23 protein-coding genes, 1 other RNA gene and 2 pseudogenes are annotated in these 25,297 nt (G+C 38.5%); 13 read left to right on the top strand and 13 right to left on the bottom strand.

Features of this window, described 5'->3' with window-relative positions:
- Window positions 1-14 precede the first annotated feature (14 nt).
- From LZP85_RS07320 to LZP85_RS07330, 3 genes are all read right to left on the bottom strand, one after another.
- A complete protein-coding gene (locus tag LZP85_RS07320; RefSeq protein WP_025910538.1) occupies window positions 15-611 on the bottom strand; it encodes a DNA-3-methyladenine glycosylase in 597 nt (198 codons plus the stop codon).
- Window positions 612-638: 27 nt separating this feature from the next.
- Window positions 639-2,018, bottom strand: a complete 1,380-nt coding sequence (locus LZP85_RS07325; protein ID WP_226639215.1) for an MFS transporter — start codon at window positions 2,016-2,018, stop codon at window positions 639-641.
- Between the two features lie 166 nt (window positions 2,019-2,184).
- Window positions 2,185-2,679: a hypothetical protein gene (locus LZP85_RS07330; RefSeq protein WP_061785805.1), complete on the bottom strand. Its 495-nt coding sequence runs from the start codon at window positions 2,677-2,679 to the stop codon at window positions 2,185-2,187.
- A 307-nt stretch (window positions 2,680-2,986) separates the two neighbouring features.
- Between LZP85_RS07330 and thiM the strand changes: the two genes are divergently transcribed.
- Complete coding sequence (thiM, locus tag LZP85_RS07335) at window positions 2,987-3,799, top strand: hydroxyethylthiazole kinase (protein WP_119543327.1); 813 nt, start codon at window positions 2,987-2,989, stop codon at window positions 3,797-3,799.
- Between the two features lie 17 nt (window positions 3,800-3,816).
- Window positions 3,817-4,449 (top strand): thiamine phosphate synthase, encoded by a 633-nt coding sequence (gene thiE, locus LZP85_RS07340; protein WP_061785804.1) that lies wholly within the window; start codon window positions 3,817-3,819, stop codon window positions 4,447-4,449.
- A 36-nt stretch (window positions 4,450-4,485) separates the two neighbouring features.
- Here the strand turns inward: thiE and LZP85_RS07345 are convergent, their stop codons facing one another.
- The 5 genes and pseudogenes from LZP85_RS07345 to LZP85_RS07370 form a co-directional block, all read right to left on the bottom strand.
- Entirely contained in the window at window positions 4,486-4,914 is a 429-nt protein-coding gene (locus tag LZP85_RS07345) for a pyridoxamine 5'-phosphate oxidase family protein (RefSeq protein WP_076513153.1), read from the bottom strand.
- Between the two features lie 123 nt (window positions 4,915-5,037).
- Window positions 5,038-5,215, bottom strand: a non-coding RNA gene (gene ssrS / locus LZP85_RS07350) — 6S RNA.
- A 133-nt stretch (window positions 5,216-5,348) separates the two neighbouring features.
- Window positions 5,349-5,945, bottom strand: a complete 597-nt coding sequence (locus LZP85_RS07355; protein WP_226639213.1) for a hypothetical protein — start codon at window positions 5,943-5,945, stop codon at window positions 5,349-5,351.
- 70 nt (window positions 5,946-6,015) lie between these two features.
- Window positions 6,016-7,175 (bottom strand): annotated as a pseudogene (locus LZP85_RS07365) (anti sigma factor C-terminal domain-containing protein).
- Window positions 7,172-7,666, bottom strand: a complete 495-nt coding sequence (locus LZP85_RS07370; RefSeq protein ID WP_061785801.1) for an RNA polymerase sigma factor — start codon at window positions 7,664-7,666, stop codon at window positions 7,172-7,174. Before LZP85_RS07370 ends, LZP85_RS07365 begins: the two are co-directional and overlap by 4 nt.
- A 427-nt stretch (window positions 7,667-8,093) precedes the next feature.
- Between LZP85_RS07370 and LZP85_RS07375 the strand changes: the two genes are divergently transcribed.
- The 4 genes and pseudogenes from LZP85_RS07375 to LZP85_RS07390 all read left to right on the top strand — a co-directional run bounded on the left by LZP85_RS07375 (window position 8,094) and on the right by LZP85_RS07390 (window position 11,871).
- Window positions 8,094-8,324: a DUF2187 family protein gene (locus LZP85_RS07375; protein WP_025910525.1), complete on the top strand. Its 231-nt coding sequence runs from the start codon at window positions 8,094-8,096 to the stop codon at window positions 8,322-8,324.
- Between the two features lie 96 nt (window positions 8,325-8,420).
- Window positions 8,421-9,308 (top strand): ATP-binding protein, encoded by an 888-nt coding sequence (locus tag LZP85_RS07380; RefSeq protein ID WP_206782427.1) that lies wholly within the window; start codon window positions 8,421-8,423, stop codon window positions 9,306-9,308.
- Between the two features lie 11 nt (window positions 9,309-9,319).
- Window positions 9,320-11,235, top strand: a pseudogene (locus LZP85_RS07385) (vWA domain-containing protein).
- 246 nt (window positions 11,236-11,481) lie between these two features.
- Window positions 11,482-11,871 carry a sporulation protein gene (locus tag LZP85_RS07390; RefSeq protein ID WP_025910522.1) on the top strand — a complete coding sequence of 130 codons (390 nt, stop codon included), beginning with the start codon at window positions 11,482-11,484 and terminating at the stop codon, window positions 11,869-11,871.
- A gap of 34 nt (window positions 11,872-11,905) precedes the next feature.
- Here LZP85_RS07390 and LZP85_RS07395 read toward each other — a convergent pair whose 3' ends face one another.
- Entirely contained in the window at window positions 11,906-12,289 is a 384-nt protein-coding gene (locus LZP85_RS07395; RefSeq protein ID WP_025910521.1) for an SET domain-containing protein, read from the bottom strand.
- Window positions 12,290-12,648: 359 nt separating this feature from the next.
- On the bottom strand, window positions 12,649-15,756 hold the full coding sequence (locus LZP85_RS07400) for a beta-galactosidase, LacZ type (RefSeq protein WP_226639211.1): 3,108 nt from the start codon (window positions 15,754-15,756) through the stop codon (window positions 12,649-12,651).
- 133 nt (window positions 15,757-15,889) lie between these two features.
- Here LZP85_RS07400 and LZP85_RS07405 point away from each other — a divergent pair, with 133 nt between their 5' ends.
- From LZP85_RS07405 to LZP85_RS07415, 3 genes are read left to right on the top strand one after another with little or no spacing between them, the layout of a single operon-like run.
- Complete coding sequence (locus tag LZP85_RS07405; RefSeq protein ID WP_226639209.1) at window positions 15,890-16,720, top strand: AraC family transcriptional regulator; 831 nt, start codon at window positions 15,890-15,892, stop codon at window positions 16,718-16,720.
- Window positions 16,721-16,740: 20 nt separating this feature from the next.
- The gene (locus tag LZP85_RS07410; protein WP_119543720.1) at window positions 16,741-17,265 is read left to right on the top strand and encodes a GNAT family N-acetyltransferase; all 525 of its coding nucleotides are present in this window, start codon (window positions 16,741-16,743) and stop codon (window positions 17,263-17,265) included.
- Window position 17,266: 1 nt separating this feature from the next.
- Window positions 17,267-18,052 carry an ABC transporter ATP-binding protein gene (locus LZP85_RS07415; RefSeq protein WP_025910517.1) on the top strand — a complete coding sequence of 262 codons (786 nt, stop codon included), beginning with the start codon at window positions 17,267-17,269 and terminating at the stop codon, window positions 18,050-18,052.
- Between the two features lie 51 nt (window positions 18,053-18,103).
- Here LZP85_RS07415 and LZP85_RS07420 read toward each other — a convergent pair whose 3' ends face one another.
- Window positions 18,104-19,960 carry a terpene cyclase/mutase family protein gene (locus tag LZP85_RS07420; RefSeq protein ID WP_226639207.1) on the bottom strand — a complete coding sequence of 619 codons (1,857 nt, stop codon included), beginning with the start codon at window positions 19,958-19,960 and terminating at the stop codon, window positions 18,104-18,106.
- 148 nt (window positions 19,961-20,108) lie between these two features.
- Here LZP85_RS07420 and LZP85_RS07425 point away from each other — a divergent pair, with 148 nt between their 5' ends.
- Window positions 20,109-21,161: a C45 family autoproteolytic acyltransferase/hydrolase gene (locus LZP85_RS07425; protein ID WP_076513162.1), complete on the top strand. Its 1,053-nt coding sequence runs from the start codon at window positions 20,109-20,111 to the stop codon at window positions 21,159-21,161.
- Window positions 21,162-21,271: 110 nt separating this feature from the next.
- Window positions 21,272-21,550 (top strand): hypothetical protein, encoded by a 279-nt coding sequence (locus tag LZP85_RS07430; protein WP_224840177.1) that lies wholly within the window; start codon window positions 21,272-21,274, stop codon window positions 21,548-21,550.
- Window positions 21,551-21,602: 52 nt separating this feature from the next.
- Here LZP85_RS07430 and LZP85_RS07435 read toward each other — a convergent pair whose 3' ends face one another.
- Complete coding sequence (locus LZP85_RS07435) at window positions 21,603-22,484, bottom strand: PhzF family phenazine biosynthesis protein (protein WP_234562126.1); 882 nt, start codon at window positions 22,482-22,484, stop codon at window positions 21,603-21,605.
- A gap of 215 nt (window positions 22,485-22,699) precedes the next feature.
- On the opposite strand from LZP85_RS07435, the gene LZP85_RS07440 reads away from it, so the two are divergent.
- A complete protein-coding gene (locus tag LZP85_RS07440) occupies window positions 22,700-23,020 on the top strand; it encodes a hypothetical protein (protein ID WP_142925381.1) in 321 nt (106 codons plus the stop codon).
- Between the two features lie 24 nt (window positions 23,021-23,044).
- A complete protein-coding gene (locus LZP85_RS07445; protein ID WP_234562128.1) occupies window positions 23,045-24,169 on the top strand; it encodes an NAD(P)/FAD-dependent oxidoreductase in 1,125 nt (374 codons plus the stop codon).
- A gap of 201 nt (window positions 24,170-24,370) precedes the next feature.
- Here LZP85_RS07445 and LZP85_RS07450 read toward each other — a convergent pair whose 3' ends face one another.
- Window positions 24,371-25,279 carry a VanW family protein gene (locus LZP85_RS07450; protein WP_206782422.1) on the bottom strand — a complete coding sequence of 303 codons (909 nt, stop codon included), beginning with the start codon at window positions 25,277-25,279 and terminating at the stop codon, window positions 24,371-24,373.
- Window positions 25,280-25,297: the final 18 nt, after the last annotated feature.

A 25,297-nucleotide genomic window follows, 5' to 3' on the forward strand; every position in this document is an offset into this window, starting at 1 on the left:
GAAAGTGCGTTGTTTTATTTTGATACATATGGATGATTCGTAATCCAAAATCGCCAAGGATAATCCTTTGCTTCACCAGAGTTATCGATGCCAATCCTTGGCCCTGATGAAATAGCTGTAGGCGTAAATCCTTTTGAGATATACAGAGGAGAATTAGTAATGTCATGTCCATAAGCCTTCATTGTAATCGCAAGTGCTTTTGTTAACTTACCTGGTCCGTTTGTCCAATTTTTAGGCAGAGCTTGTTTTCGACGCTTTTGAATAAGATCAATTCCACTAAAAGGTTCGATTGCTCGAATTAACACGGCTTCTGGCTTATTAACTGGGCCGCTGACAATATTAACAAGGCAGTGGGTGTGCATTACATAGGTATACACATTGCCAGGAGCGCCAAACATCACTTCGGTTCGTTTTGTTCGTCGGTTATTAAAACTATGTGCAGCACGATCTTCAGGTCCCATATAGGCTTCTGTTTCAACGATAAACCCAGAAGTAGTACCTTCGCTTGTTTCGTGAATAAGCAGGCAACCGAGAAGGGATTGTGCTAAAGATAACGTTGGTTGATTATAAAACGAAGCCTCGAGAGGCTGGAGTGATAATGTACCGTTCACGGATAATCCCTTCCTTTGTATGTTAAGTTAGTCTTCAGACGTTTCTACTTCAAAGCGTTTATATCCTAAAAATAACATAAATGATACGACAGTTAATACGGTCATGCCAATAAATAAATTTTGAAACATTGATTCGATTGGTAAGCTTTTTTGCCAAACGATTGCTACTCCTGTTAAAGCTACGCCGGTAGCTCCACCAACGAACTGAGAAAGTTGTGAAAAGCCCATTCCTGTGCCAACACTATCTGAAGGTAGCATGCGTGAGATTTCGTTTGCTACGCTAGACGTAAGGGATGTGAAACCAATGCTCATAAACATATACATAAATAAAATGGCTGTAGGTGATACAGTGCTGAAAAAGGTAAAAAGTAAAGCTGCAATAGCTAAAAATAAGTGGCCAAATCGAATTAATACTTTGTTTCCGAACTGATCAATAATTTTACCAATAAAACGAGAAGCAATGGCTGATAGAATTGCACCTGGGAAAATGAGTAATCCAATTTCAGCAGAGCTTTTTTGGAAAACTTGTACCAATAATAACGGCATAATAAAAAGAGTGGCAAAGTGAGTCATGTATGCTGCAAAACCGATGCCATTTAATAGTAAATAGCCTTTACTTTGAAAAAGCTTGGGCTCAATAAATGGATGGTTATGCTTGCGGATACGAATGCTTAATAAAATAATGGCTACAATACCGACTGCTAGTAATAATAAAGAATAGGAAGTTAGAAATAGTAAAAAGCCGGTCACGCCCGCTGCTGTTAGGATACCACCTAGAATATCAAAATAAACTTTCTTTTTATCTTCAGCAGGTAAAACCTTATGAAATAATGGGATGAAAATTAAAACTAACCCTGTTACGATGAATAGAAAATTCCAACCCATATACTGCGTTACTGCTCCTCCAATAACAGGACCAAGACCAAATCCAAGTGACGCAGCAGAAGAAATCATAGACATTGATTTACCACGTCTGGATTTCGGGATATAGCGCGTGATTAAAATCATTGCTAGTCCAGGTACTGCTGCTGCTCCTGCAGCTTGAAGAACGCGGGCAAATAACAGCATTGTAAAGTTGTTCGACACAAAGCCAATAATTGAAGCAATCCCTAGCAGCGTTAAGCCAGTCGTTAGCAACTGTCTAATCGGAATGAAGTCGGATAGTCGACTATATGTAATTGTTGCAATTGCAAAAACAACAGAATAGCCAGTAATAATCCAAGCAGAGGTTGAAGATGTTAAAGCAAATTCTGTGGATACTTTAGGAAGAGCAACGTTAAACATTGTAGTGTTCATTACTACAAGCATGATTGTCAAGCTCCAAAAAGGAATGACGACAGATTCTTTAAATGGTTTTGGTTCTAAGATTGAATGTTCTTCATTTGTAGTAATAGTAGTGGTAGTCATCTTTATCTCCTTACAAAATAGCATATTTAATCAAGATTGAATGGTATATCATTAATTCTCAAACCTGTCTACAGGTATATAAATATAGAATTTTATGATACGTTTGTCAATCTTTTTCGGGTTGCGAAATAAAATCAGGTGCGTGCACCTGATTTTAATTTCACTTTTATAGCTCTTCACCCTTCTCAAACGTAACCTTATGCTCTTTGGCAAGTTTTTTAATATCACTTGCATATTTACGCATTCCTTTTCTCGCTTCATCTAACATCACATTAGCTTCGACAATTAATTCAGGGTCCTGTTTTTCAAGAGCGCTAACAATTTTTGCAAAAGCGTTATACTGAGTATTGGCAGCTTTAATATAATCTTCATGGAGCGCCCGTAGCTCATCTGTTTCTACTTCGATTTTTTCAAGTTCTTCAATAAATTCACGATATTGTGGAATGACTTCATCCACAAGCGTATCATACATCGTAAAATCATCTGTGTAGTTAGCTCCGGATACGCTGTCATATGCTTCAACCGCCTGTATTTCTAGTTCACTGACCTTGGGGATTTCAGTATTTGAATAGTTTAATAAATCGTCTTGAACGGGGTCGTTGAGGCAGGCGGATAAAAGCAACAGCAGTGGAACAAATAGCAGCAAAAGTTTTTTCTTCATTTAACTCTCACCTCCATTGTTCAGTTTATGAACGAACTGCTTGACACAGTCTCGGGAATCTGAAAGTGAAAAAACAAAATCAAGATAGCCTCAATATTGCCATGAAGCGTACTTATATAGTAGACTTTTACTATAGTTTAATAGAATGGGGAGCTTGCGGATGCAGGCTGAGAGTATGATTAGGAAACCATCATAGACCATTTGAACCTGTTGGATAATGCCAGCGTAGGGAATGTGAGTAGATTGTAAAAGCACCTTGCGTTCATGCAGGGTGCTTTTTTATATCGAAAGGTAGGAGGATGGAAAAATGACGGCCCAAAAGGAAATAGGTCATTTATTATCTCAAGTAAGACAAGAAAAGCCACTAGTACATAATATGACGAACCTTGTTGTAACAAATTTTACAGCGAACGGTTTATTGGCTTTAGGCGCATCGCCCGTAATGGCTTATGCAAAAGAAGAAGTTGCGGATATGGCTAAAATCGCTGGAGCACTCGTGCTTAATATGGGAACGTTAACAAGTACTGAAGTTGAAGCGATGATAATTGCAGGAAAAGCAGCGAATGAGGCAGGCGTTCCGGTTATATTTGATCCAGTCGGAGCAGGTGCAACACCATTTCGTACAGCTACAGCAAGAGAGTTATTAAATAAAGTAAACATAGCAGTTATTCGAGGAAATGCTGCTGAAATTGCCAATGTTGTAGGAGAAAACTGGGCGATAAAAGGTGTAGATGCAGCACCTGAAGAAGGGGATGTCGTTACGTTAGCTAAAATGGCTGCAAAGCAGCTGAAAACAGTAGTTGTTGTAACGGGTGTACAAGATGTTGTTAGTGATGGAGATTCAGCTTATATTATCACAAACGGGCATTCAATGCTTGCCAATGTAACAGGGACCGGTTGTTTATTAACATCCGTTATTGGTGCCTTTGTTGCAGTTGAAAAGAAAAGAATTGTTGAAGCAGTTCTTGAGGCGTTATGTGCATATGAAGTCGCAGCTGAACTGGCAGCTGATAAAGCAGCAGGTGAAGGGCCAGGAAGTTTTCAAACCGCTTTTTTGGATGCTTTACACCATATTCATCCAGAACAAGTGAAAAGCGGAGCAAGAGTTGAACAGCAGTAGAAGGGAGCTAACAGAAGATGAATATTAAAGAGTATCTAAAAGTTTATTTTATTATGGGAAGCAATAATTGTAAGGGAGATCCGCGAGTCGTATTAAAAGAAGCGATTGCGGGTGGAATTACGATGTTCCAGTTTCGTGAAAAAGGAGAGGGAGCTCTGCAAGGAAAAGAGAAGTATCAGCTTGCTTATGATCTTCAACAAATTTGTAAACAGCATGAGGTACCTTTTATTGTAAATGATGATGTTGACTTGGCAATCAAATTAGGTGCTGATGGTATTCATATTGGTCAAGAAGACGAGAAAGCGTATATTGTGAAAGAAAAGGCTCCTCATCAACTAATCGGTGTGTCGGTTCATTCGATTGAAGAACTACAGCAAGCAATTAAAGATAAAGCGGATTATGTGGGAATGGGGCCTGTATTTCCAACCACTACAAAAACAGATACAAAAGCTGTTCAGGGCACAAATTTAATTCAGCAAGCTCGTCAACAGAAGATTGATTTCCCAATTGTAGGGATTGGAGGCATCACAGCCGAAAATGCTGAGAAAGTCATTCAAGGTGGTGCTGACGGTATATCTATTATTACAGCGATTAGCTTAGCAAGGTCACCTAAGCAAGCAGCAGAACAGTTGCTTCAAGCAGTGAAATGAAAAAATGCCTCCTGCGGGAGGCATTTTTTCATTTCACTATAAGCTTATAGAAGTTGGTGTATCTTTCCCTTCATTCATCAACTTGATATGAGTAGGCGTAATTTCAAGTAAAACGTAGTTAGCGTCATCAGGTCCATTAAACCACTGTGACATATGATCATTCCAAAAGCGGTTCTTTAACTCTTGATTATCATTAATTTTAGCAATTCCAGACACCTCTACATAATTATCTCCGTATCCTTCGCCGCTATAGCCAAGCAAAATATGCACGTTGCCGTTTTCATCAATTTCATCAGCTTTATGCGTAGCTATGCTTGTTGGCGTGTACAAGGTAATGTCACCATCTTTTTTAAAAAACGTCATGTAGCGAGAATTAGGTTTTTGATTCACAACGGTCGCTAATGTACCCACTCGGTTTTCATCTAGTAAGTTCGATAACTTGTCCATCATTTCTTGCTTATTCATTTGAATCAGCTCCTTAAGTTTATCGTCTTACTTAAGATATACCACCGTTGGAAAAAACTAAACATCGTGTATCTATTTACTTTTAAATAGACAATAATATAATTATGTAAACTGAAATACAATAAAAAGCCCGCACTGCCGTAACTCGAAGTGTCTTAAATACCCAGATCAACTAGGTGGGTGTTCGCACAGTCGGTTTTAGCGTCCCAAGAAGGGCATGCTATCCGCAACTGAATTTTGAACTCCCTTTTAACACTCAAAGGTTTAAGACAACATGAGTATACGCACAGCGCAGGTATGTAGGTATACCTTTTAAAAAGGTATACATGGTGTGTGTTAGGAATTTTACACAATCGCAATCATGTGTACAAGAGATGATTATAAAGCAATATTTGTGGAAATGCAACATAATTATTTAATGCTAAAAAATGTATTTAAAGATGTGTTGTTTTTTGATTTATAGTTAAAAGTAAAACGAGGGGCCCTAAGATAGGCAGAACACATATGAATCGGTAGCGATGACCCCTAAAAAGAATATAGGTTAACCAAGTAAGGACAAAAAAATCAACGGTCATAACGCTAACTAATTGAGAATGCTTGAAAGCTTCTATATAACCTGAAAATGAGCCTGCTGCAAAACCATACAAATAAAGAATGAGAGTGATTGTCAACAAAGACAGTAAGAAAGTGGGTGAGGTTAACCATTTGTTTAGAAGGCTAAATCCGCGACTCTTAGTTGATTTCTCGCCCTTTAGTACAAAGTAAGGTAAAAGCGCGAAGGCTCCTAATCCAAAAGAGAGCAGTGAAAAAGGCCAGCCTGGAAGTTTAAACGAGTCGTTTGGCATAATTAGTGATGCAAATAAAAGAGGGAATAGTCCTAAACAAGAAAAAATCATAACGACGAGTGGCTCCACTGTTGCGAATTGCCCAGAGATCAACTTCATCATGACGAGGTCGTTTTTTCCTTTACTGCCTGGTGCTAATAGCCATGCATAAATAATAAGGAAAGTCCACATGGATAGATACTTCAAAATCCTTACTCCTTTTCGTTTTATCATAGCATGTAAAAAGAAAAGCATGAAAACGTAATGTTCTCATGCTTTAATGCAAGGTACCTTGAGTGGGACGAGTAAACCAATTCCATAACTCTACTTCGCCTAAAGAAGAATAGGTAATCGACGGTTCGTTCTTTAGTTTTAGCAGTTCTTTTGTTGGTCCTGTTAAGACAATGCCGTATATTTTAACACCGTTCTTTTTACAAATTTGTATCGGTTAGTTAACTGAAGTTCATCTGGGTTCATCCATCTAATTTGTTGAACCGTCCGTTCGTTATCAGCAAGCAGCTTCAGTAGCTGCACCACGCGCTCTTCATCAGTAAAGGTTTCTTTTTCTTCATAAAACGGTAGCTCTAGCATTGATGGGAACCCAAAAGATGAGGTTAAATCTACAAGCGGATTGCTTGTATCACTTCCTTTTGCTTCATACCCAGTGTCTAAAGCATACCAGACGGGTGAAATGTCGCTTGAAAGTGTAGAGCTAAGTTTCTCTTCAATTTCTTCCATAGTATAGGCTTGATCAAAAGAAAGCGCAATTTCACTAACTGTGCCTTCAGGGAGTTGATCAAGTGCTCCCCATGTTTCATTCGACCATTTTTGATAGAAAGAAGCGTCTTTTTCTTTTTTTACTCGCTCTGGATAAGCAAATGATAACTTCATATTATAATGGTCGTTTAAAAAGTTTTTGTCGACGTTTGTGACCCGTTCAAACAGGTGGTGAAACGTATATTGTCCGACACTTTTTTGCTCTTGCCCAATCTCTTTATACAGCGTGTACTCATTTTGTAAGCGGAAGAAAGGCTTCGTTTCGGTTCTTGAATTTTGTACATATATGTTTGGTAAAGCAGATTCAATCGCCGCTTTATCCACAGTTCGTAAATATTCACCTTTAGGAGTGAAAGAATAGTAAATAGCCGATAAAAAGCTGCCTCCTAACCAAAGTAAGATAAAAGCGCTTAGCACAGTCAATACATTAGTAAAGCGTTGTCTCCATTTCGCCCTTATCATTGAGCGCTTTGCTTTTTCCTGGTCAAACGTAGAGGAAGCAGTGACTGGCTGTATTTCTTCTTCATCAAGCAGGTTTTGAAGATAATTCATACATTCATCACACTCTTCAGTGTGGCGTTCGAGCTCTTCTACTTCTGCATCTGTCAAAGTTCCGTCTTTGTATTTTGTCCATTGGTGCTGCATATTTTGACAGCTCATACGTTCTCTTCCTTTCTCTTCTTTAATTGCTGACGTCCTCTATAAAGAGCCATTTTCACTTTTGCTAGAGTAAAGCCAGTCATCCCAGCAATTTCTTCATATGTAAAACCGTGATAATCACGAAGTAGTACAATATTTCTTTTTGGCTCTGGAAGAGAGGATACTTCTGAAAGCCACGTGTTAATTTCATCTTGCACAAACACCTTCTCTTCAGCACTTGGTTGTGGTGAAAAATGCCATTCCTCTAGTTCGACAGTTGGTCGCTTTTTTTCTTTTCGATACCAATCAATAAATGCGTGATAGGCAATTTTGAACAGCCAAGGCTTTACTTCTTCACCGCTATATGTTTCTAAATGTAGCAGTACGCGATAAAACGTTTCTTGCATAAGGTCTTCTGCAGCTTCTTTCCGCCGCGTAAGAGAGAGAAGATAGCGGAAAAGATCGTGCATATGCTGTTCATAAATTTCTTCGAAATGATGCTTAGGTGCCATTTTCTCCCCCTTTCCTTTAACTAACGGAAATGTTCGTCAAAAGTTTCTAATTATAATGTAGGAAAATATAACTGTTTTCTAAGCGCATAAAACATAAATGTTAGCATACCATATGGAAGAGAAAATGCGATGAAATTCGACAAAATTCCATGAAAAATGTCATTTTTTAAAAAAACTAAGGTTTAATTGGTGTTCGGAATGGCAAGAAAATGGTATGATAAGACTCAGAAGGTATACATTGTCATATTGATGGCGTACATAGCATTTTTAAAAATGACGCTCGTTGAAACTTCTCTCATAAAATTTTATTTAAACGTTTGAAATAAAGTAGTTTCGGGAAAAGTCACAAGATAGCTCAAACGAGTGGTGAAAATCAAGCTTTGTAGATAAAAGGTGTATATAGTTAATAAAATACAAAGGTGGGATCATCATGGATGTAGAAAATACACAAGGAACAGAAGAGCAAGCACCGAAGGTAAAAGCAGCAAAAGTCGGTGACACAATTCAGCCAAAAAAAGGTGATTTTAAAGGATACAAAGGTATCGTCATGGTGGTTCGTGATAACTCGGTCATCGTCGATTTTGGAAAAGACGCTGAAACAGGCGAATCAATGAAAACAGTCGTTAATCACAAAAACTATAAAATTGTGAAAAAGTAGGTATCCACCTACTTTTTTTCGTGACATAAAACCTTTGAGAACCCCAATAAAATCTTGTAGAATGAAGACAGCAAACCGAGAGAAAGGATATGAATTATGGCAATTGAATTAACAGATTTATCACTACCAAGCGAGGTACTTACTCGTATTCAAGAAAGAAAACAAAAGCTAACAGCAGAAGATGAATTTTTAATTGGGAAAGGGGGCTATACTGCAGAAGAAGCTGACATCTTAGAAGATGCTCTTATTGCTTTAGCACTTGGAAAAAACGTACTTTTAAAAGGTCCGACAGGCTCTGGTAAAACAAAGCTTGCAGAAACATTATCTTATTTGTTTTCACAACCGATGCACAGCATTAACTGCTCAGTTGATTTAGATGCTGAAGCGTTATTAGGTTTTAAAACAATCGCTGAGAAAAATGGAAAGCAAGGTATTGAGTTTGTTTCTGGACCAGTTATCAACGCAATGAAGAAAGGTCAGCTTCTTTATATAGACGAAATTAATATGGCAAAGCCTGAAACACTACCAATTTTAAATGGTGTTCTTGACTACCGTAAAATGATTACAAATCCATTTACAGGTGAAGTCGTAAAAGGAAAAGAAACCTTTGGTGTAATCGCGGCAATTAATGAAGGCTATGTTGGGACGGTTCCGTTAAACGAAGCATTAAAAAATCGATTTGTTGTTATCGATGTACCATATATTCAAGGAGAAAGCTTGCGACAAGTATTAAAAACACAATCACAGCTTCAAGATGAAAAGTTAATTAACCAGTTTGTACAGCTTTCAGGAGATTTAATCACGCAGGTTAGCAACGGTCATATTTCAGAAGAAGCAGCATCGATTCGCGCGTTATTAGATACATGCGATTTAGCGTTATATATGCCTCCACTGCGTGCTATTAAAAGAGGGATTATTGAAAAGTTAGAAGATGAAAGGGAAAAGGCAGCCATTCAAAATATTGCAGAAACGTTATTTGAATAAGGGGTGGCGCTATGAGATTTATTAAATTTAACGATAAAAACGTTGATTCATTTTTATATATGGAGCTTGCCGATTTAACAAAAACGCTTACAAAAAACGATGATATTGAAGTTGAGTATCGGGTGTCCTCTTACTATGATCCGCTACAGAAAATTATTTATCTAAGTCACTTCTGGGATAATCGACCCGATAGTGATAAAGTGTATGGCCTTAAAAGCGACGTGTTTTTAAGAGCGATTGGAAGCTATTATCACTGTGATTTCCAAGAGGTAAATGCGTATTTGAAAAAGTGAAGCGTTCATCTGTCTCAAGTCTTGCAAAACAGCTCTTTATGCTTTTTGAAGACTTACGTTTAGAAGATGTATGTACGAAAGAAAGACCTGGTACGAAGAAAGCTTTCGCCACACGCAGAAACGTATACCGTAAGTATTTTGCTACCCAGCTCAATGCAAATTTAATAAAAAGCGTTCATACCGATGCACTCTTTAATGGCATCTATCTCTTATTAACGGCGGAAAACCCGTTTGAAGAAATTCCGTTCATTACAAATGAGGTTGATATGGCAATGCCATTTATTCGAAGCCAGCTAGTGAAGGTGTATGAAGCGAAAACTACTAAAGATATTGCGCGTATTTGCTTAGAGCTTGTTGATTTGTTTGATGATATTTTAGAAAAAGACATGCTTAATACGTATTTCTTTTTGGCAGAGCTGGATTATGAAGAGTTAGAGACAGGCTTAACTTTTGACGATTTAAAACGTGAATCCAAACTTGCAAATGATGATATTTTAGAGCATGAACAAGACGGCGATGAAGATATTCATGAAGAGAAAATGGAAATGTGGCACCGTGAAACAAGTAAAGCAACGCAAAGCTTTTTGCAATTTGATATGGATCAAGGCTCTAAAACGGATATGCTAGGCGATGGTGTACGTGAAGGAGACGATGGTGATCAAGCGCTCGGTATTGTTCAAGGTGCTTCACAAAAAACGTCACGAAACGATTACTCACAGATGGAAGCAATGGATCAAACGCATCCAGAAAAAGACGGAGCAGCTGACTATGAATATGGAAAAGATAATAAGTACGCGTTTCCAGTGTTCCTGGATCCAACCATTCCCACAGACGAAGAAGTTGCTTTGTATGGTGAAAATAAACAGCTTATTTCATCTTTTCAAAAGAAGCTAAAGCAAATGATTGAGAAGACGTTAGAGCATAAAAAAACGTTACCGAGAAGTGAACTTCAGTTTGGTCGTTTAAATAAAAGGTTATTAAAGCTATGGACAGATGATAATCCTCGCTTGTTTTATAAAAAAGACCAAGAATCTCCGCAGATTGACGCGGTTTTCTCTCTACTCGTTGATTGCTCAGCATCAATGTATGACAAAATGGATGAAACGAAGCTAGGAATTATCTTATTCCACGAAGCGCTAAAATCAGTGAGGGTTCCACATCAAATCGTTGGGTTTTGGGAAGATACAAACGATGCAACTGAAACAAGCCAGCCTAACTATTTAAAAACAGTGATGGACTTTCAATCTTCTCTTAAACCAAAAAGCGGTCCTGAAATTATGCAGTTAGAGCCAGAGGAAGATAATCGCGACGGATTTGCTATTCGTCACATGACAAGACGCTTGTTAAAGCGAACGGAAAAACAAAAATTTTTACTCGTATTTTCAGATGGAGAGCCTGCAGCGATGGGATATGAACAAAACGGTATCGTTGATACGCATGAAGCAGTGCTTGAAGCAAGAAAGCATGGAATGGAAGTAATTAATGTCTTTTTATCAAACGGTGAAATTGATGAGGGACAGCGAAAAACAATTCAAAATATGTATGGGAAATATAGCATCCTAGTACCAGATATTAAAGAGTTGCCAGATGTTTTATTTCCGCTTCTGAAAAAATTACTTCATAAAAGTATTTAAGGATATTGACAGAAATGCAGATTATCCACTAATATAAGCTTATAAATGAAAAATGTTCTCCTAGAGGGGAGTAGCTTTTACAATAAAGTCGTCATTTCAGAGCAGTTGCTCTCGGCTTTATTGGCAACGAACGGTTGTTAGCAAGACCTTTACCCATACGGTAAAGGTCTGTATTTATGTTTAAAGCCTTTACCACATTGGTAGAGGCTTTTTTCATTTAATATAGACAGTAGAGGAGAAAATAACATGATTTTACGAAAATATATGTCCCTGTTAGGTGTAGGTTCAGCTCAGATTGATTTAATTTTATCAAAAGATCAGTATTGCAAAGATGAATCTGTCAAAGGGGAGTTTCATTTAAAAGGTGGAATTGTTGAGCAGGAAATTACGCGCATTGAGTGTGACTTAATTGTAACAGACCATCAAAGTAAGGAAGAAGTGATGATTGGTTCAACGAGTCTTTTAACATCAAGAAAAATTAAAAATGGACACCTAGAGAAAATCCCTTTTACATTTGATTTACCAACAGAGCTTTTACCTTCTAACGATAAACGATCGTATAGGTTTAAAACAAGGTTAACTTTTAGTGAAGGAGTAGAAAGTAAGGACCAAGATCAGATTACCATTACGGAATAAGAAAACAGCCTGAGAAAAAGCTCAGGCTGTTCTTTTATTCTTCTTCCTTATCAAACCAAAGCAGTTCTTGGTCGTCAACGTCTCCGTTATAGTTAATTAACACTTCATCCCCAGCTTTAATGTCTGTATAGGCATAAAACTCGAATACGTGTTTATCAAAGTTAATTTCATAAGTAGCATTAGGGGTATAAGAGTGATTAAATAGCATCCCATAGCCCAATAAAATAGCAGAATGATTAATGCCATATTCAAATGAATAATCTGCTAAAAGCGTTTTTTCAATATGTTCATGTTCTTCGTTAGGGTAAGCAATAACAGGTGCTTCGTGGATTAAATCACCTTTTTTAATATCTTGCGTTGCAAATACCCCGCGATTAAATTCACCATCACTTAATGTTGAGGCCTTAATTTCGATCATGTGTTCACCTATTTATTCTTTCTTCTAAATTTTAGTTCCTCCTTAAGCTTGCCAGGTAATCAAGTAGAAATCAACCATATTTTAAAAATAAGTTGGCATGAATAGAAGCAGGAGTTAAGTATGGTTTGTTCCATTGCGCTGCAGATACTCGCTTTCCGCAGGGAGGAACCTGAGCCTTCTCGCTTGCGCTGCGAGGTCTCAGGCTTTCTTCTAGTACCCGCAGGTACGCTTCATTCCACTAGTTTTTAACTTGTTTTTGGAACTAATAAAAAGACATCCAAACGATCAAAAGTGTTTAACTTTCAACAGTTTGGATATCTCGTTAGCTAAAATACGTATGGTCCAGACCTTTTAGGTAATTAAACCATTGGTTTCAGCATAAATTCATGCACATATGAACGGTTAGCGTATAGCGTATACTGTGGATGCGTTTTTGCTCCCCAGCTATCGTCACCGCCTACACCCATTTGCTTATAGTTAATGCGAATGGACGTTTTATCACTAACAGGCAGCTTGTAATGATGATCATAGCTTTCAAGTTCAAACGGAGTGTGCGGTAATGCACTTAATTCAATGGTTGGTGTACCCTTAATTGAGAAACCAACTCTGTTTTCATTGAGAACGCGTGCTGAACGAACGTCCGTTTTATTCCCGCATTCCTGTGGACGTAAATAAGGTGTTACCTGTGACTTTACATCACTTGTATAATAACCAACCTTTGCTCCTGTGTTGCGATCCCAATGATTTTCATGAGGTCCTCTTCCGTACCAAGAGAGCTGGTTAAATTCTTTTGGCATAGTAAAGCGTAAGCCGAATTCAGGAATTTCAGGCAGCGTACTGCTCGGAACGAGAGTTTGACGAATGGCAACCTGTCCGCTGTTATCTACTTTATACACAATTTCACAGGTTGTATTTTCAAGCGCATGAAAGCAAAAGCGTGTGGTAATAGCTATATGGTTTTGCTGTTCTTGTACACTGAACGATTCCAACTCTCTGTTAAGGCTTGCTTCTCTCCAAACTTGGCAGCGCTCTTGAAGTTTGTTACCCAGATCGTTATCCGTTACTGCTCTCCAAAAGTTTGGCTGCAATCCATCTAGCAATAATTCGGTATCTTTACATAAATAAGAAGTTAACAACCCGGATTCTTTGTTAAATGTAAGGGTAGCAGAGTCAGCTTTAATCGTAATTTCTTGGCTTGTATCTTTTATAGCACGTGGCGCTTTTGTCTCAGCTGCAGGTTGTGAAGCAACTTGTGCCGGTAGAATAAACTGTTCAAATGCTACTTCATGACCTTTGTCAGCCCACTTGGTCTGGCTTTTTAATTTCATTGATAGAGTAGCAATAAATTCATCATCGTTTTGGGATTTTTTATAATCATCCAACGGTAATTGAATCTCTTTTGTTGTTTGAGGCTTTACATCTACTATAAACGAATAGTTATAAATGTCTTCACCATTTTTTGTCACTGTAAGCGTAAACTCATAATCTTTTAAATTTGTAAACAAGTAATCATTTTGGACAGTAAAGGTTTTTTGTCTAAGATCAGTAGCCTTCCATGATACAGCTTCATAGCATTTTTTAACTTCATACAGCTTTGGCGTCACGTCACCATTAGCAAATAAAAGTCCGTTACCGCTAAAATTGCCATCATGTGGACTTTCTCCAAAGTCACCACCGTATGCTAAATAAGTAATTCCTTCTTTTGTTGTTGTTTCAAGAGCTTGGTCTCGCCAATCCCAAATGAAGCCGCCTTGTAAGATAGGGTATTGATTAATAATATTCCAATAATCAGCTAAGTTACCGCACGAATTCCCCATTGCATGGCTATATTCACAGAGAATATAAGGCTTTTTAGGGTTCATCAGCGCATATTTTTCAATGTCGGCCGGCTTAATGTACATCGTGCTTTCGATATCAGATGCATCGTAATCTCGGTGATGGAATATTCCTTCATAATGTACGAGGCGCGTATCATCTTTTTGCTTGAAGAAATCATACATATGCTTGAAATTTTCCCCACCAAACGATTCGTTTCCAAGTGACCAAATGACAATAGAAGAGTGGTTTTTGTCACGTTCGTACATAGAGCGACAGCGATCTAAAACATTTTCTTTCCATTCAGGCTTACTTCCCGGGATTGCATCTTGTTCCCCTTCTTGCAGGTAGCTCCATGTCCCGTGCGTCTCCAGATTTGTCTCGTCAATTACATAAAGGCCATACTCATCGCAAAGTTCGTACCAGCCTGAAGCATTAGGGTAGTGAGAGGTGCGCACTGCGTTAATATTAAACTGCTTCATTAATAAAATATCATGGAGCATATCTTCTTTTGTAATGCCGGCTCTACCTTTCGTCGCAGAAAACTCATGGCGGTTTACGCCTCTGAAAACAATTGTTTCGCCGTTAATCTTCATTAATCCATCTTTTAATTCAAATGTACGAAATCCAACCTTGCAGCTTTGTGCTTCAATTACGTTTCCGTCTCCACCTTTCAAGGTTAGCACAAGCGTATAGAGATAAGGGCTTTCTGCACTCCATTTGTTTGGTGAGGCAATGCCTGCTTCAAGCAAAGCAGTCTCTTGTTCATGTACTGAAAGAGATGTTTGCAATGGCTGATTCAGCACTTCTTTAAGCTCAGCATCATAAAGCATGGCTTCAAGCGTTACGTTTTCAGCAATTTGTTCGATATAATTCGTAATATCAGCAGAAATCGTTAGCTTTCCGTTCACATATTTGTCATCTAGCTGTGCGCGGACGGTAAAGTCAAAAATATGAACTGGAGGAGTAGAGTATAGATAAACGTCTCTAAAAATTCCGCTCATTCGCCAAAAATCTTGATCTTCAAGCCAACTAGCATCGCTCCAACGATATACCTCTACAGCTAGTTTATTTTCACCTTCTTGAATATAAGGAGTTAAATCAAACTCAGCAGGCGTAAAGCTATCTTCACTGTATCCGACTAGTTCACCGTTTACCCATACATAAAAAGCGGATTCTACTCCTTGAAAACTAAGATAGATAGGCTGATTGTTCCAACTTTTATCTACTGTAAAAGTGCGCGTGTATTGTCCTACAGGATTATAGTTAGTTGGTGCAAAAGGTGCTTTAATATCATCATGATGTATCCAAGGATACGTCACGTTTGTATATTGTGGGTAATCGTCTCCTTGAAGCTGCCAGTGGGAAGGGACCGAAATGGATTCCCACGCGCTATGATCAAAATCTTTGCGATAGAAATCCATAATGCGTTCATCAGGGCGCGGTACCCACTGAAACTTCCAATCTCCATTCAAAGACTGATAGTAAGAAGATGAGGTATTAGAGTGTAAGGCTTGTTCTGGCGTTTGATAAATTGTCGTATTTGCATGAGCTGGTAAGCGATTTAATTGGAAAATTTCAGGATTGTTATTCCATTCAGGAAACCCGTTTGCTGGTGGAGTATAGCTGAATTTTTTAATTGTTTTTAACATGTTCATCCATCCCTTATTCATTTATAATGGTATATGAATATGATAACGCTTACTAAAAAGCGAATCAATCAGACAATTTTAAAAAAATATAACAAAATTCATATGAAGAATGATGAGCAGGAGAGGAAGTTAAATGGATAAAGCAATTTTTCCAACACTAACAGAGTTAGATATTAGCCTACCCTTTTATGTCTCAAGCGTAGGGTACTGGAAACATCAAGTTCATATCGCACGTGAACACGAGTTTCCAGACTTTCAGTGGATTCAGTGTATGAGTGGGAAGGGGAAGCTTTGTGTGAATAACGAAGCGTATACAATTGAACAGAATGAAGGTTTTTTTCTAACTCCTCATGTTCCGCATGAATATTATCCTTTAAGTGAACAGTGGGAAGTATGTTGGGTTTCGTTTAATGGAGCACAAATCAATGAAACTCTTCGAACATTTGGCTTGCTAAACTCAACAAAGGTTAAGGTAACGTATGCTGAAACGCTTTTGCAAAAGCTAAATGATATGATTACAGCGTTCGAAAGCAAAGGATCATCAAGTAGCTTAAAGGCTTCTGAGTTAATTTATAGCTTTTTACTTCATTTACAAAATGACTGCTTGCTGTCTGAAAGAAAAACGAGACATGAGCACCACGCGCAGCTTCAGCCTGCCATTGATTATATTGAAGGTTCGTATGCTAGTGTTGTAACCCTAGATGCTATTGCTCACTCTTTAAACGTAACGCCTCAGTATACGTGCCTTTTATTTCAGCAAGTTTTTGGTTTAAGACCAATCGAATACGTTACGCGAGTGCGCATTCAAAAAGCGAAGGAGCTCTTAATTAAACATAGCCAAATGTCTGTCTCAGAAGTTGCAGCATTTGTTGGATATGAAAATGTCAGCTATTTTATTAAGCAGTTTAAGAAATATGAAAAATTAACCCCTAAGGCATTTCGTAAACTGTATTTATCATCATAAACTTAAAAAGGAGTCGAGCGATGAATCTTGCTATAATAGAAACAGAGCGGTTAATTTTAAGAAAGATGAAAGCGTCTGATGATCAAGCGCTGTTTCAAATATTTAATGATCCAAAAGCGATGAAATTCTATCTTCATACAAAAAGCATGGATGAAACCAAGCTGTGGATTCAATCTGTCCAAAATCATGATATGTCCTACGGCTTTAGTTTGTGGACCGCAGAAAAAAAAGGGGGAAAACAAATTATCGGGCAGTGTGGCTTGTTGTTGCAAAGGGTTGATGGCACCATAGAAGTAGAGTTAGGGTATTTATTTCTTCAAGATTTTTGGGGGAAAGGCTATGCAACCGAAGCGGCTCAAAGTTGTATTAACCACGGGTTTCAAAACCTTGGGTTAACGAGGATTACAGCTTTAATTGATCCAGAGCATCACGCATCGCGAAAAGTAGTGGTAAAAATAGGAATGAAAAAAGAAAAGCAGATTATAAAGTGGGATAAACCTATTGATGTTTATTCAATTCAAGCTGGAGGGGTGTCAGTTGACTAATATTGTAGAATTAACAAATATTTCACTTATACGCGAAAACAAATTGCTGCTAAACGACATATCGTGGGAAATCAATCAAAACGAGCATTGGTGTTTACTAGGCTTAAATGGCTGTGGCAAAACAACGCTCTTAAACGTTATAAATGGATACATATGGCCAACTAAAGGAGAAGCAACCATTTTAAATCATACGTTTGGTGCAACTAATTTGCCAGAAATGCGCAAAGAAATTGGCTGGGTCAGTTCGTCGTTACAACAGCGATTTCCTGAGGATGAAACGGCAATCACGATTGTTTTAAGCGGTAAGTTTGCTTCAATTGGATTGTATGAAAGCGTAACTCAAGAAGAGATAAAACGTGCAAACCAACTGCTCAAGCAGCTTAAGTGCCAGCACTTTGCAAATCAACTGTATCGCACCTTATCTCAAGGTGAGCGTCAACGAGTGTTAATTGCACGCGCATTGATGGCGTCTCCAAAGCTTCTTATTCTAGATGAGCCGTGTACAGGTTTAGACCTTTTAGCTAAAGAGCAATTACTATTGTTAATCCAGCAGATTGCGATAGAACCAGATGGTCCAACTCTTATTTATGTGACGCATCATGTAGAGGAAATCTTATCCTGCTTTACCCATACTATGCTAATGAAAGAAGGACGAGTGTTTTCGGCTGGCAAAACAGCTGATTTGTTAACGGAGGATCGGCTTTCTGCGTTCTTTGAACAGGAAGTATTAGTTCAAAAAATAAAAGACCGTACATGGCTATCGCTAAAAGAAAAAGTTACCTATTGAAAATATGGGATTTTCAAATGAAAAACTTCTCCATTAGTTGGAGAAGTTTTTTTAAGCCTTTGCTTGATAATGAGAAAGAGCTAATAATGGAAAAAGGTCATTATAGCTGTGATAGTTAATATAAAATTGCCCGGGAAGTCCTATACCGGTCGGATAGTTCCGTTGCTGTATAGTTTGTTCTGAGCGATTAAGTAAAAAGGAAACACCATCTATTATTTCTTGGTTTGTTTTCGGACAGACGCTTAGTAGTGCATCTATAGCCCAAGCCGTTTGAGAAGGTGTACTAAACGATAATGGTATATAGCGCTTGTATTTCGCACTAGAGCATGATTCTCCCCAGCCGCCATCTGAACGCTGGATGCTCTTAAGCCAGTTAATTGCTTTTACAATCTGCTTATCGTGTTTTGAAACACCTACTGCTAAAAGGCCCGTAACGGCTGCCCATGTACCGTATATATAGCAAACTCCCCATCGACCATACCAGCTGCCATTCTCTTCTTGATTGTCAAATAACCAATCAACGGCTGCTTGAATTTTTGGGTGATTTTTGTTCATGCCTCCAAATGACCCAAGGCATTCTAGTACTCGGCCCGTTAAATCCGCAGTTGCGGGATCTGTAGCCGCATCTTCCGCATTTTCAAGGGGTAGATACGTAAACAACGTGCTATCAGTGTTTTTTTCAAAGGCAGCGAACCCACCGTCTCGATTTTGCATCGATAACAGCCAGTTGATTCCTTTTTGCCACGAATGGAAATAGGAAGGATCGTCTGAGGCTCGACTTGTTAGTGCACGAATTGCAGCTGAAGTATCATCTAAATCAGGGTTGATGGTGTTGTTATGTGAAAATCCCCATCCACCTGGTTGAATACCTGGGTTGTGAACACGCCAATCTCCAAAGCGAGAATGTTGTTTTTGCTGTAAATAGGAAGTCGCTTTTCTTATCATGGGGTCTTTCCAAGATAGGCCGGCTTCTTGAAGTGCATAAGTTAAAAGAGCTGTATCCCATACGGTTGACGTAGAATTTTCAATATGTGTATAAGTGGAGCATTCACTAGCTAATCCGCAAATTCCCTCAACGGCCCGTTGAACAATTGGAGAATTACGCTTATATCCAAGCGCTAAAAGAGCGTAAATCATAAAAAATGTAGCACTAGCGTAACTGTATAGCGTCCCATCATCTTCTAATCGATCGAGCATGTAGCGCTCAGCTGCTTGATACCCAAGTCGATGAATATAAGATGGAAGGGATGTCAAATGTTTCACTTGCTTAAGAAATGGTGATGCTCGAACATTTCGTTGCATATCCAGTTCCTCTAACCTTGTGAGTAAATGGCTGAGAGAAGGGGTATGCTTAGATGTCACTGAAAATTTTTTATTGGCAACGATCATCATTGGAATAAAATGAATGCGTGCATAAGCGCTTAAATTATAAAAGCTAAGTGGAGCGTTAGGCGGAACGACTAGAAACGAAAGCGGTAAATAAAATAACGAAGGCCAGTCGTACAATCCGTTTGCTGCGAGCATCCATTTTGTCATAAAATGAGCCTTTGATAGCGCATTGGTTTCAATGAGGTAAGCTTCTGCTTTTCGAAGAACGCGATCTTCGCGCGTATAGAAGCCAGAATATAAAAGGGCTGCGTAGGCTTGAAGAGTCGCAGAGGGGTTTGGCTTTTCATCATCGTGTAAAGTCCAAACGCCATCTTTGTTTTGTTTTGAAACAATTCGCTTCGTAAGCTTTTCAACAAGCTTCTGGTTTGGGTGTTCAATGCTTCGCAAGAGCATAATTAAGAAAGAGTCCGTCATAACACCCCCTTCAAAGCAATACTGAAAGGAACCATCAGCTGATTGTCTGCCTTGAATTTTTTGTATATAATAATGGATTTCTTTTGCTATTTTCTCTTGTAGCATTAGTCATCACCTCAAATTAATATTTATTAATTCAAAACGCTCACTCTTTAACTTTATTCCATTTGGATGTCTTGTATGAGGGTTGAAAGTTGCAAAGCAATGTTCATTTCCTGCAAAATAAGAGTAGATTAAATGAGGTGAAAAGGAAATGAAAGAAATAAAGGTAGAGATTATCCAGGGAAGAGGATCTTATTATAACCTTGGTATGCTACAAGGGTTACTGCATAAGGGCACAAAGCTTGAAGAGAATCATTTGAAAAGAAGAAAGCGATCGATTCGAAGCTATGAGGCTAATCAACGTCAGGCTAAAACGTATTATGATTTGTTTGCACCAGGCTTGTGGAGTGAGCTAGAAGGATTGAGTGAAGGGCTAGAATGGTCGCTTGAAGATATTGTTCATGAATACAGTGGCTATCAACAAAACTGGGATAAAACAGGGTGTTCTGCTCTTATGCAAAACGGAGTGTATGTGCGTAACTATGACTATCACCCTAAAACATATGAAGGAAGGTTTTTACTCTTTCAACCCGACCAAGGCTTTGCTAGCGTAGGATTTGGAACTAGAATGATTGGTCGTATGGATGGTATGAACGAAAAAGGCCTTGTAGTCGGCTACCATTTTGTCAATCGTCGCAGGCAGACAGGTGGCTTCATTTGCTGCACGTTAGCTCGTTTTATTTTGGAATCATGCGAAACAACGGAAGAAGCGATAGCTGTTTTAGAGAGAGCACCCCACAGGCATGCATTTAACTATTCACTTTATGATCGAAGTGGGAATGCAGCTGTTGTGGAGGCATCAGGTAGAGGAGTGCGCGTATTGAGAGGAGCTACGATGGCTTGTACAAATCATTTTCATGAATTAGTCGAAGAGAATCGTCATCACCTCGTTGAATCAACAGAGCGTTTAGAGAATATTCGGAACCAGATTGACCAAGCGCTATCCATACGAGATTCGTATCAAGTTTTTAATGATCCAGCCTACGGAGTCTTTAAAGAAGACTATAAAAATTCAGCTGGAACGTTGCATACGGTTGCATATGAACCTCATACGCTGCAAGTAGCAGTTGGAATTGGTCGGTCAGCTGAGCCTTTCACCTTTTCATTTAAAGAATGGATAGAAGGTAAACCTTTGGATAAATCATATTTGAAAGGGATTATTCATACAACAGAGGAATTTCCATTTGAAGAAACCAAGCACTAATGACCTTTTATTAAATTTTGTTAACAACTTTGTCTGACAAGTTGTCAAAACCTTTGGTAAATGATAACGTTGTTGTTAGCTAAAATTATATATAGAAAGAAAGTGATGTTTTGTACTATTCATCAAGGCCAAGAGGCGTACATTTATTTATTCCGGGCCTACTGTTTGTACTGACAATTGTTTTATTTACAATGGTGCAAGTAGGATTTTATTTAGAATCAGGAATTATTCGAAAAATTTGGGTCATCCTAATGGCGTTACTCCCAGTAGCTGGACTTATTACAGCGATTAAAGGAAAGCGTGGGAGCGTGAAGCCCTGGTTAATTCTTGGAAATTTAGTGCTTGTGTTAACTGTAACGGTGATGAGCGTTCAAGCTGTTTTCTCATAAGTTTTTACATAGGAAAATCGTACATGAAGATGTACGATTTTTTATTGTTTTATTAAATTAAAATAGTTTTTGTTTCTGCATAGACAGCTTCACCAGCAATTGAAATGCACAAATCACGAGAGTTTTCCACTTTAACATACACCAATCCATCCCTCTCTATTTCCAACCCTTGTTCAACAAGTAGATTCATGCTGCTGAAGGCTGAGTCGTGAACATAGGTTGCGTAGTAAGCGCCCATCACGCCTGAAGCAGTTCCTGTTACCGGGTCTTCTACTATCCCTGAATAAGGAGAAGAGAAGTGGCGCCCGTGCATATGTGCATCTTTATGAACGGTTTCAAAGCAAAAAGGATGAATAGAAGCTCTCGGAAAATCTGTTAGTAGTTGCGGGAATCTTTTCGATAAAGGCTGTATTTTTTGACAAGCAGTCAGGGATTTTAATGGCACAATTAAAGTCCAACTTCCCGTGCTTCCGTAAACAATGGGTAAATCTGAAGAAAAGTCATGTACTGTAATTCCAAGAGCACTTGCTAATTCATCTTTTGAGCCATTAAAAGGGTGAAAGCTAGGCTTTGCTTGATTCATTGTAATGAGTACCTGATCGTTATCTTCTATTTTAATTGGTAAAATGCCAGCTTTGGTTTCAATCTTTAGTTTTTTTTTTGAGAGCATATTATTCGTATAGAGTGCATAAAGCGACGCAATGGTGGCATGTCCACATAAATCAACTTCCTGTCCAGGAGTAAAGTAGCGGATATGTAATTCTGCGGATGAAGATGGTAAAATAAAAGCTGTTTCACTAAATTTTGTTTTTGTTGCAATGAGCTGCATCTCATGATCTGTTAGTGAGTCAGCTTTAAAAACAACTCCTGCAGGGTTTCCCTTATGCGGTTTTCTACTAAACGCATCGTATTGATTAACTTTAATTTGTTTCATATAGTCACCTTCCTTTCTCTAGCATATCATAGTTTAATTGACTTCGAAGGCAGTAGATAAAGCAGTAGCTCGAATTTTCATTATACAAAAAATGGATTTCGGAGAGCTGTTTTATGTTACCATATGGATGATATAGTATGAAGGGGGACGCGAAAGCATGAAAAACGTAGTAGCTGCGCTTAGCATGGGAATGGGCTCAGTGGGAGTCGGGAAATTTGCAGCAAGCCATGTTTACAAGCAATAAAATCTTTAGTCAAGCCCTGTTTGCGGTCAATGGTGTATCAACAAGGTTATTATATACAGATTTAAGGATGCAAAAGGCTGGTCGCTTTTTAGAACAAGAAAATAAGTTTAAAAATAAAAAAGAAGCCGAAGTTTATCGTGACCTCATTAAAGAGCGCTATCAAACGGTTAAAGATTATTACCAAAACGAGTATGAGCGAAAAGATCAGGTTCGTAAGCAAACAAAGGAAGCAATCGATAAACAAATTAAAGAACAAAGTGGTGAAGCACCATCTTCATCAACTAATGACTAATAGAGAATAAAGGAATGTTAATAAATGAGTACATATATCGTTATCGGAGCAGGAATATTAGGAGCATCAACTGCTTATCATTTAGCCAAATCAGGAGCGGATGTAACGGTTGTAGACAAAAAGCATGATGGACAAGCAACAGATGCAGCTGCAGGAATTGTATGCCCATGGCTGTCACAGCGTCGTAATAAAGCTTGGTACCGTTTAGCTAAGTACGGTGCAAAATATTATCAAGACTTAATTGCAAGCTTAGAAGCGGATGGAGAAACAAATATAGGCTATAAAAAGGTTGGAGCGATCAGTATTCATACAGATGAAAATAAACTTGATAAAATGCAAGAGCGGGCTTACAAGCGACGTGAAGATGCGCCTGAAATTGGTGATATCAGTCGCTTGCTAGAAGATAAAACTCAACGGGGGTTTCCCTTTTTACAAAATGGCTTTCAATCTGTTCACATTAGCGGAGCTGCTCGCGTTAATGGAAGAGCATTGTGTGAAGCTCTGCTTGCAGGGGCCCAAAAACATGGAGCAAAACTCATTCATGATGAAGCCGAACTTCTATATAAAGGTAAAAAAATAAGAGGAGTTCTTACAAGTTCAGCTACTATTGAAGCAGATTATGTTATCGTTACGGCGGGAGCTTGGGCAAGAGAGCTATTTGAACCGATTGGGATTGATTTACAAGTTACGTATCAAAAAGCCCAAATTATGCATTTGCAGCTTGACGAAGAAGACACCGGTTCTTTACCTGTTGTGATGCCACCCAATGACCAATATATTCTCGCTTTTGAACAAGGTAAGATTGTAATTGGGGCAACACATGAAAACGACACGGGCTTTGATTACCGGGTAACAGCTGGTGGGGTTTATGAAGTGCTTAATAAAGCATTAGAGATAGCACCTGGATTAGCCGACGGAGCAATAGATGAAATTCGCGTAGGATTCAGACCGTTTACGCCAGGGTTCTTACCAATTATCGGGGCCGTTCCGTCACATTCAAACGTCTTTTTAGCAAATGGACTTGGAGCATCAGGTTTAACAGTAGGACCTTATTTAGGATCACAGCTTGCTAAGCTTGCGCTCGGACAAGAAATTGAGCTACCTCTTGAAGACTATTCTGTAGAAGATGCAATTCAAGCCAACCAATAAATATATGTTCTAAATAATCATTAAGATGATACATCAGCGGATTAGACGTAATACAGTGATAAAAACTCTCCATTTTTATCTCTTATCCTAAAAAAATAAGAAAAGATAATGGAGTGATGAAGAATGGATTGCCGTTTGCGTACAGCTCTCTCTTTACTAAAAAGATGTGTTCAATATAGCATGCAGAACACATCTTTTTACTTAGTCAACTGCTGATGGGACGAGATCTTCTTTTTGAATACTTGGTACACTTTTTGGTTCGTAGCGAAGATCATTTGTTGAAAATAGCATAATGCTTACTGTACTTCCCTTTGCATAAGCGCGAATAAGGAGCGGTTGGTCATAGTTGTTTCGAAAATTGAAGTCAGGACCGTACCAGCTTACAGTGGCATCTCTTCCCGGTGGAACATAGTGAACCGTTTTGCTATGTGAAAATCGCTGAGTTACTTCCAATCCCGCACGATCAACGGCGTTAAACAAGGTTGAGGAAACTTGACAAATGCCACCCCCAATTCCTTCTGAAAATTCACCACGCACGATAATTTTAGCAGGAAGATAGCCTTTTTCTTTTGTTCGTTGCCCCACAGTACGATTAAACGAAAACGTTTCTCCAGGAAAAATAACTTGATTATTAATGGCTTCTGTAGCTAAAGAGATGTTGTGTGAGCGGTTTTTATTATGCGTATTAAAATAAGTATAATAATGACTAATTTGCTTGGACCGTACGGATGCTAACAGTTCGCTGTCCACTTTAGGATAAATAGCCACCTTTGGAATCTTAATGGATGGTTGTGAATGATTATAAAAGGTTCTGTAAAACTCTTCTTTAAATAATACGCTGTTAAGCTGTGAGCCAGGCTGCTCAGAAATGATGTTGCCCGCACGATCAAGCTTTGCATTAACAGGTGGTTTATACACAATAGGCTGAATTTTTTTCAATAGCATGTCGTATTTATCATCATCAATAAGTGGAACGCCTGGAATATCACTTTGAATATCTGCACGATTAATGGTTGTAATTGGTTTATTGTCATCGGTTAATAACAAATGGTCTGATAACGCAGTTGGATGAGCAACCAACATAAGACCTAACATCCAAGTTAGTTTCATACGCATTTCCCTCCCGAT

It is taken from the genome of Priestia flexa (assembly GCF_021441905.1).
In the GTDB taxonomy this organism is placed as follows: domain Bacteria; phylum Bacillota; class Bacilli; order Bacillales; family Bacillaceae_H; genus Priestia; species Priestia flexa.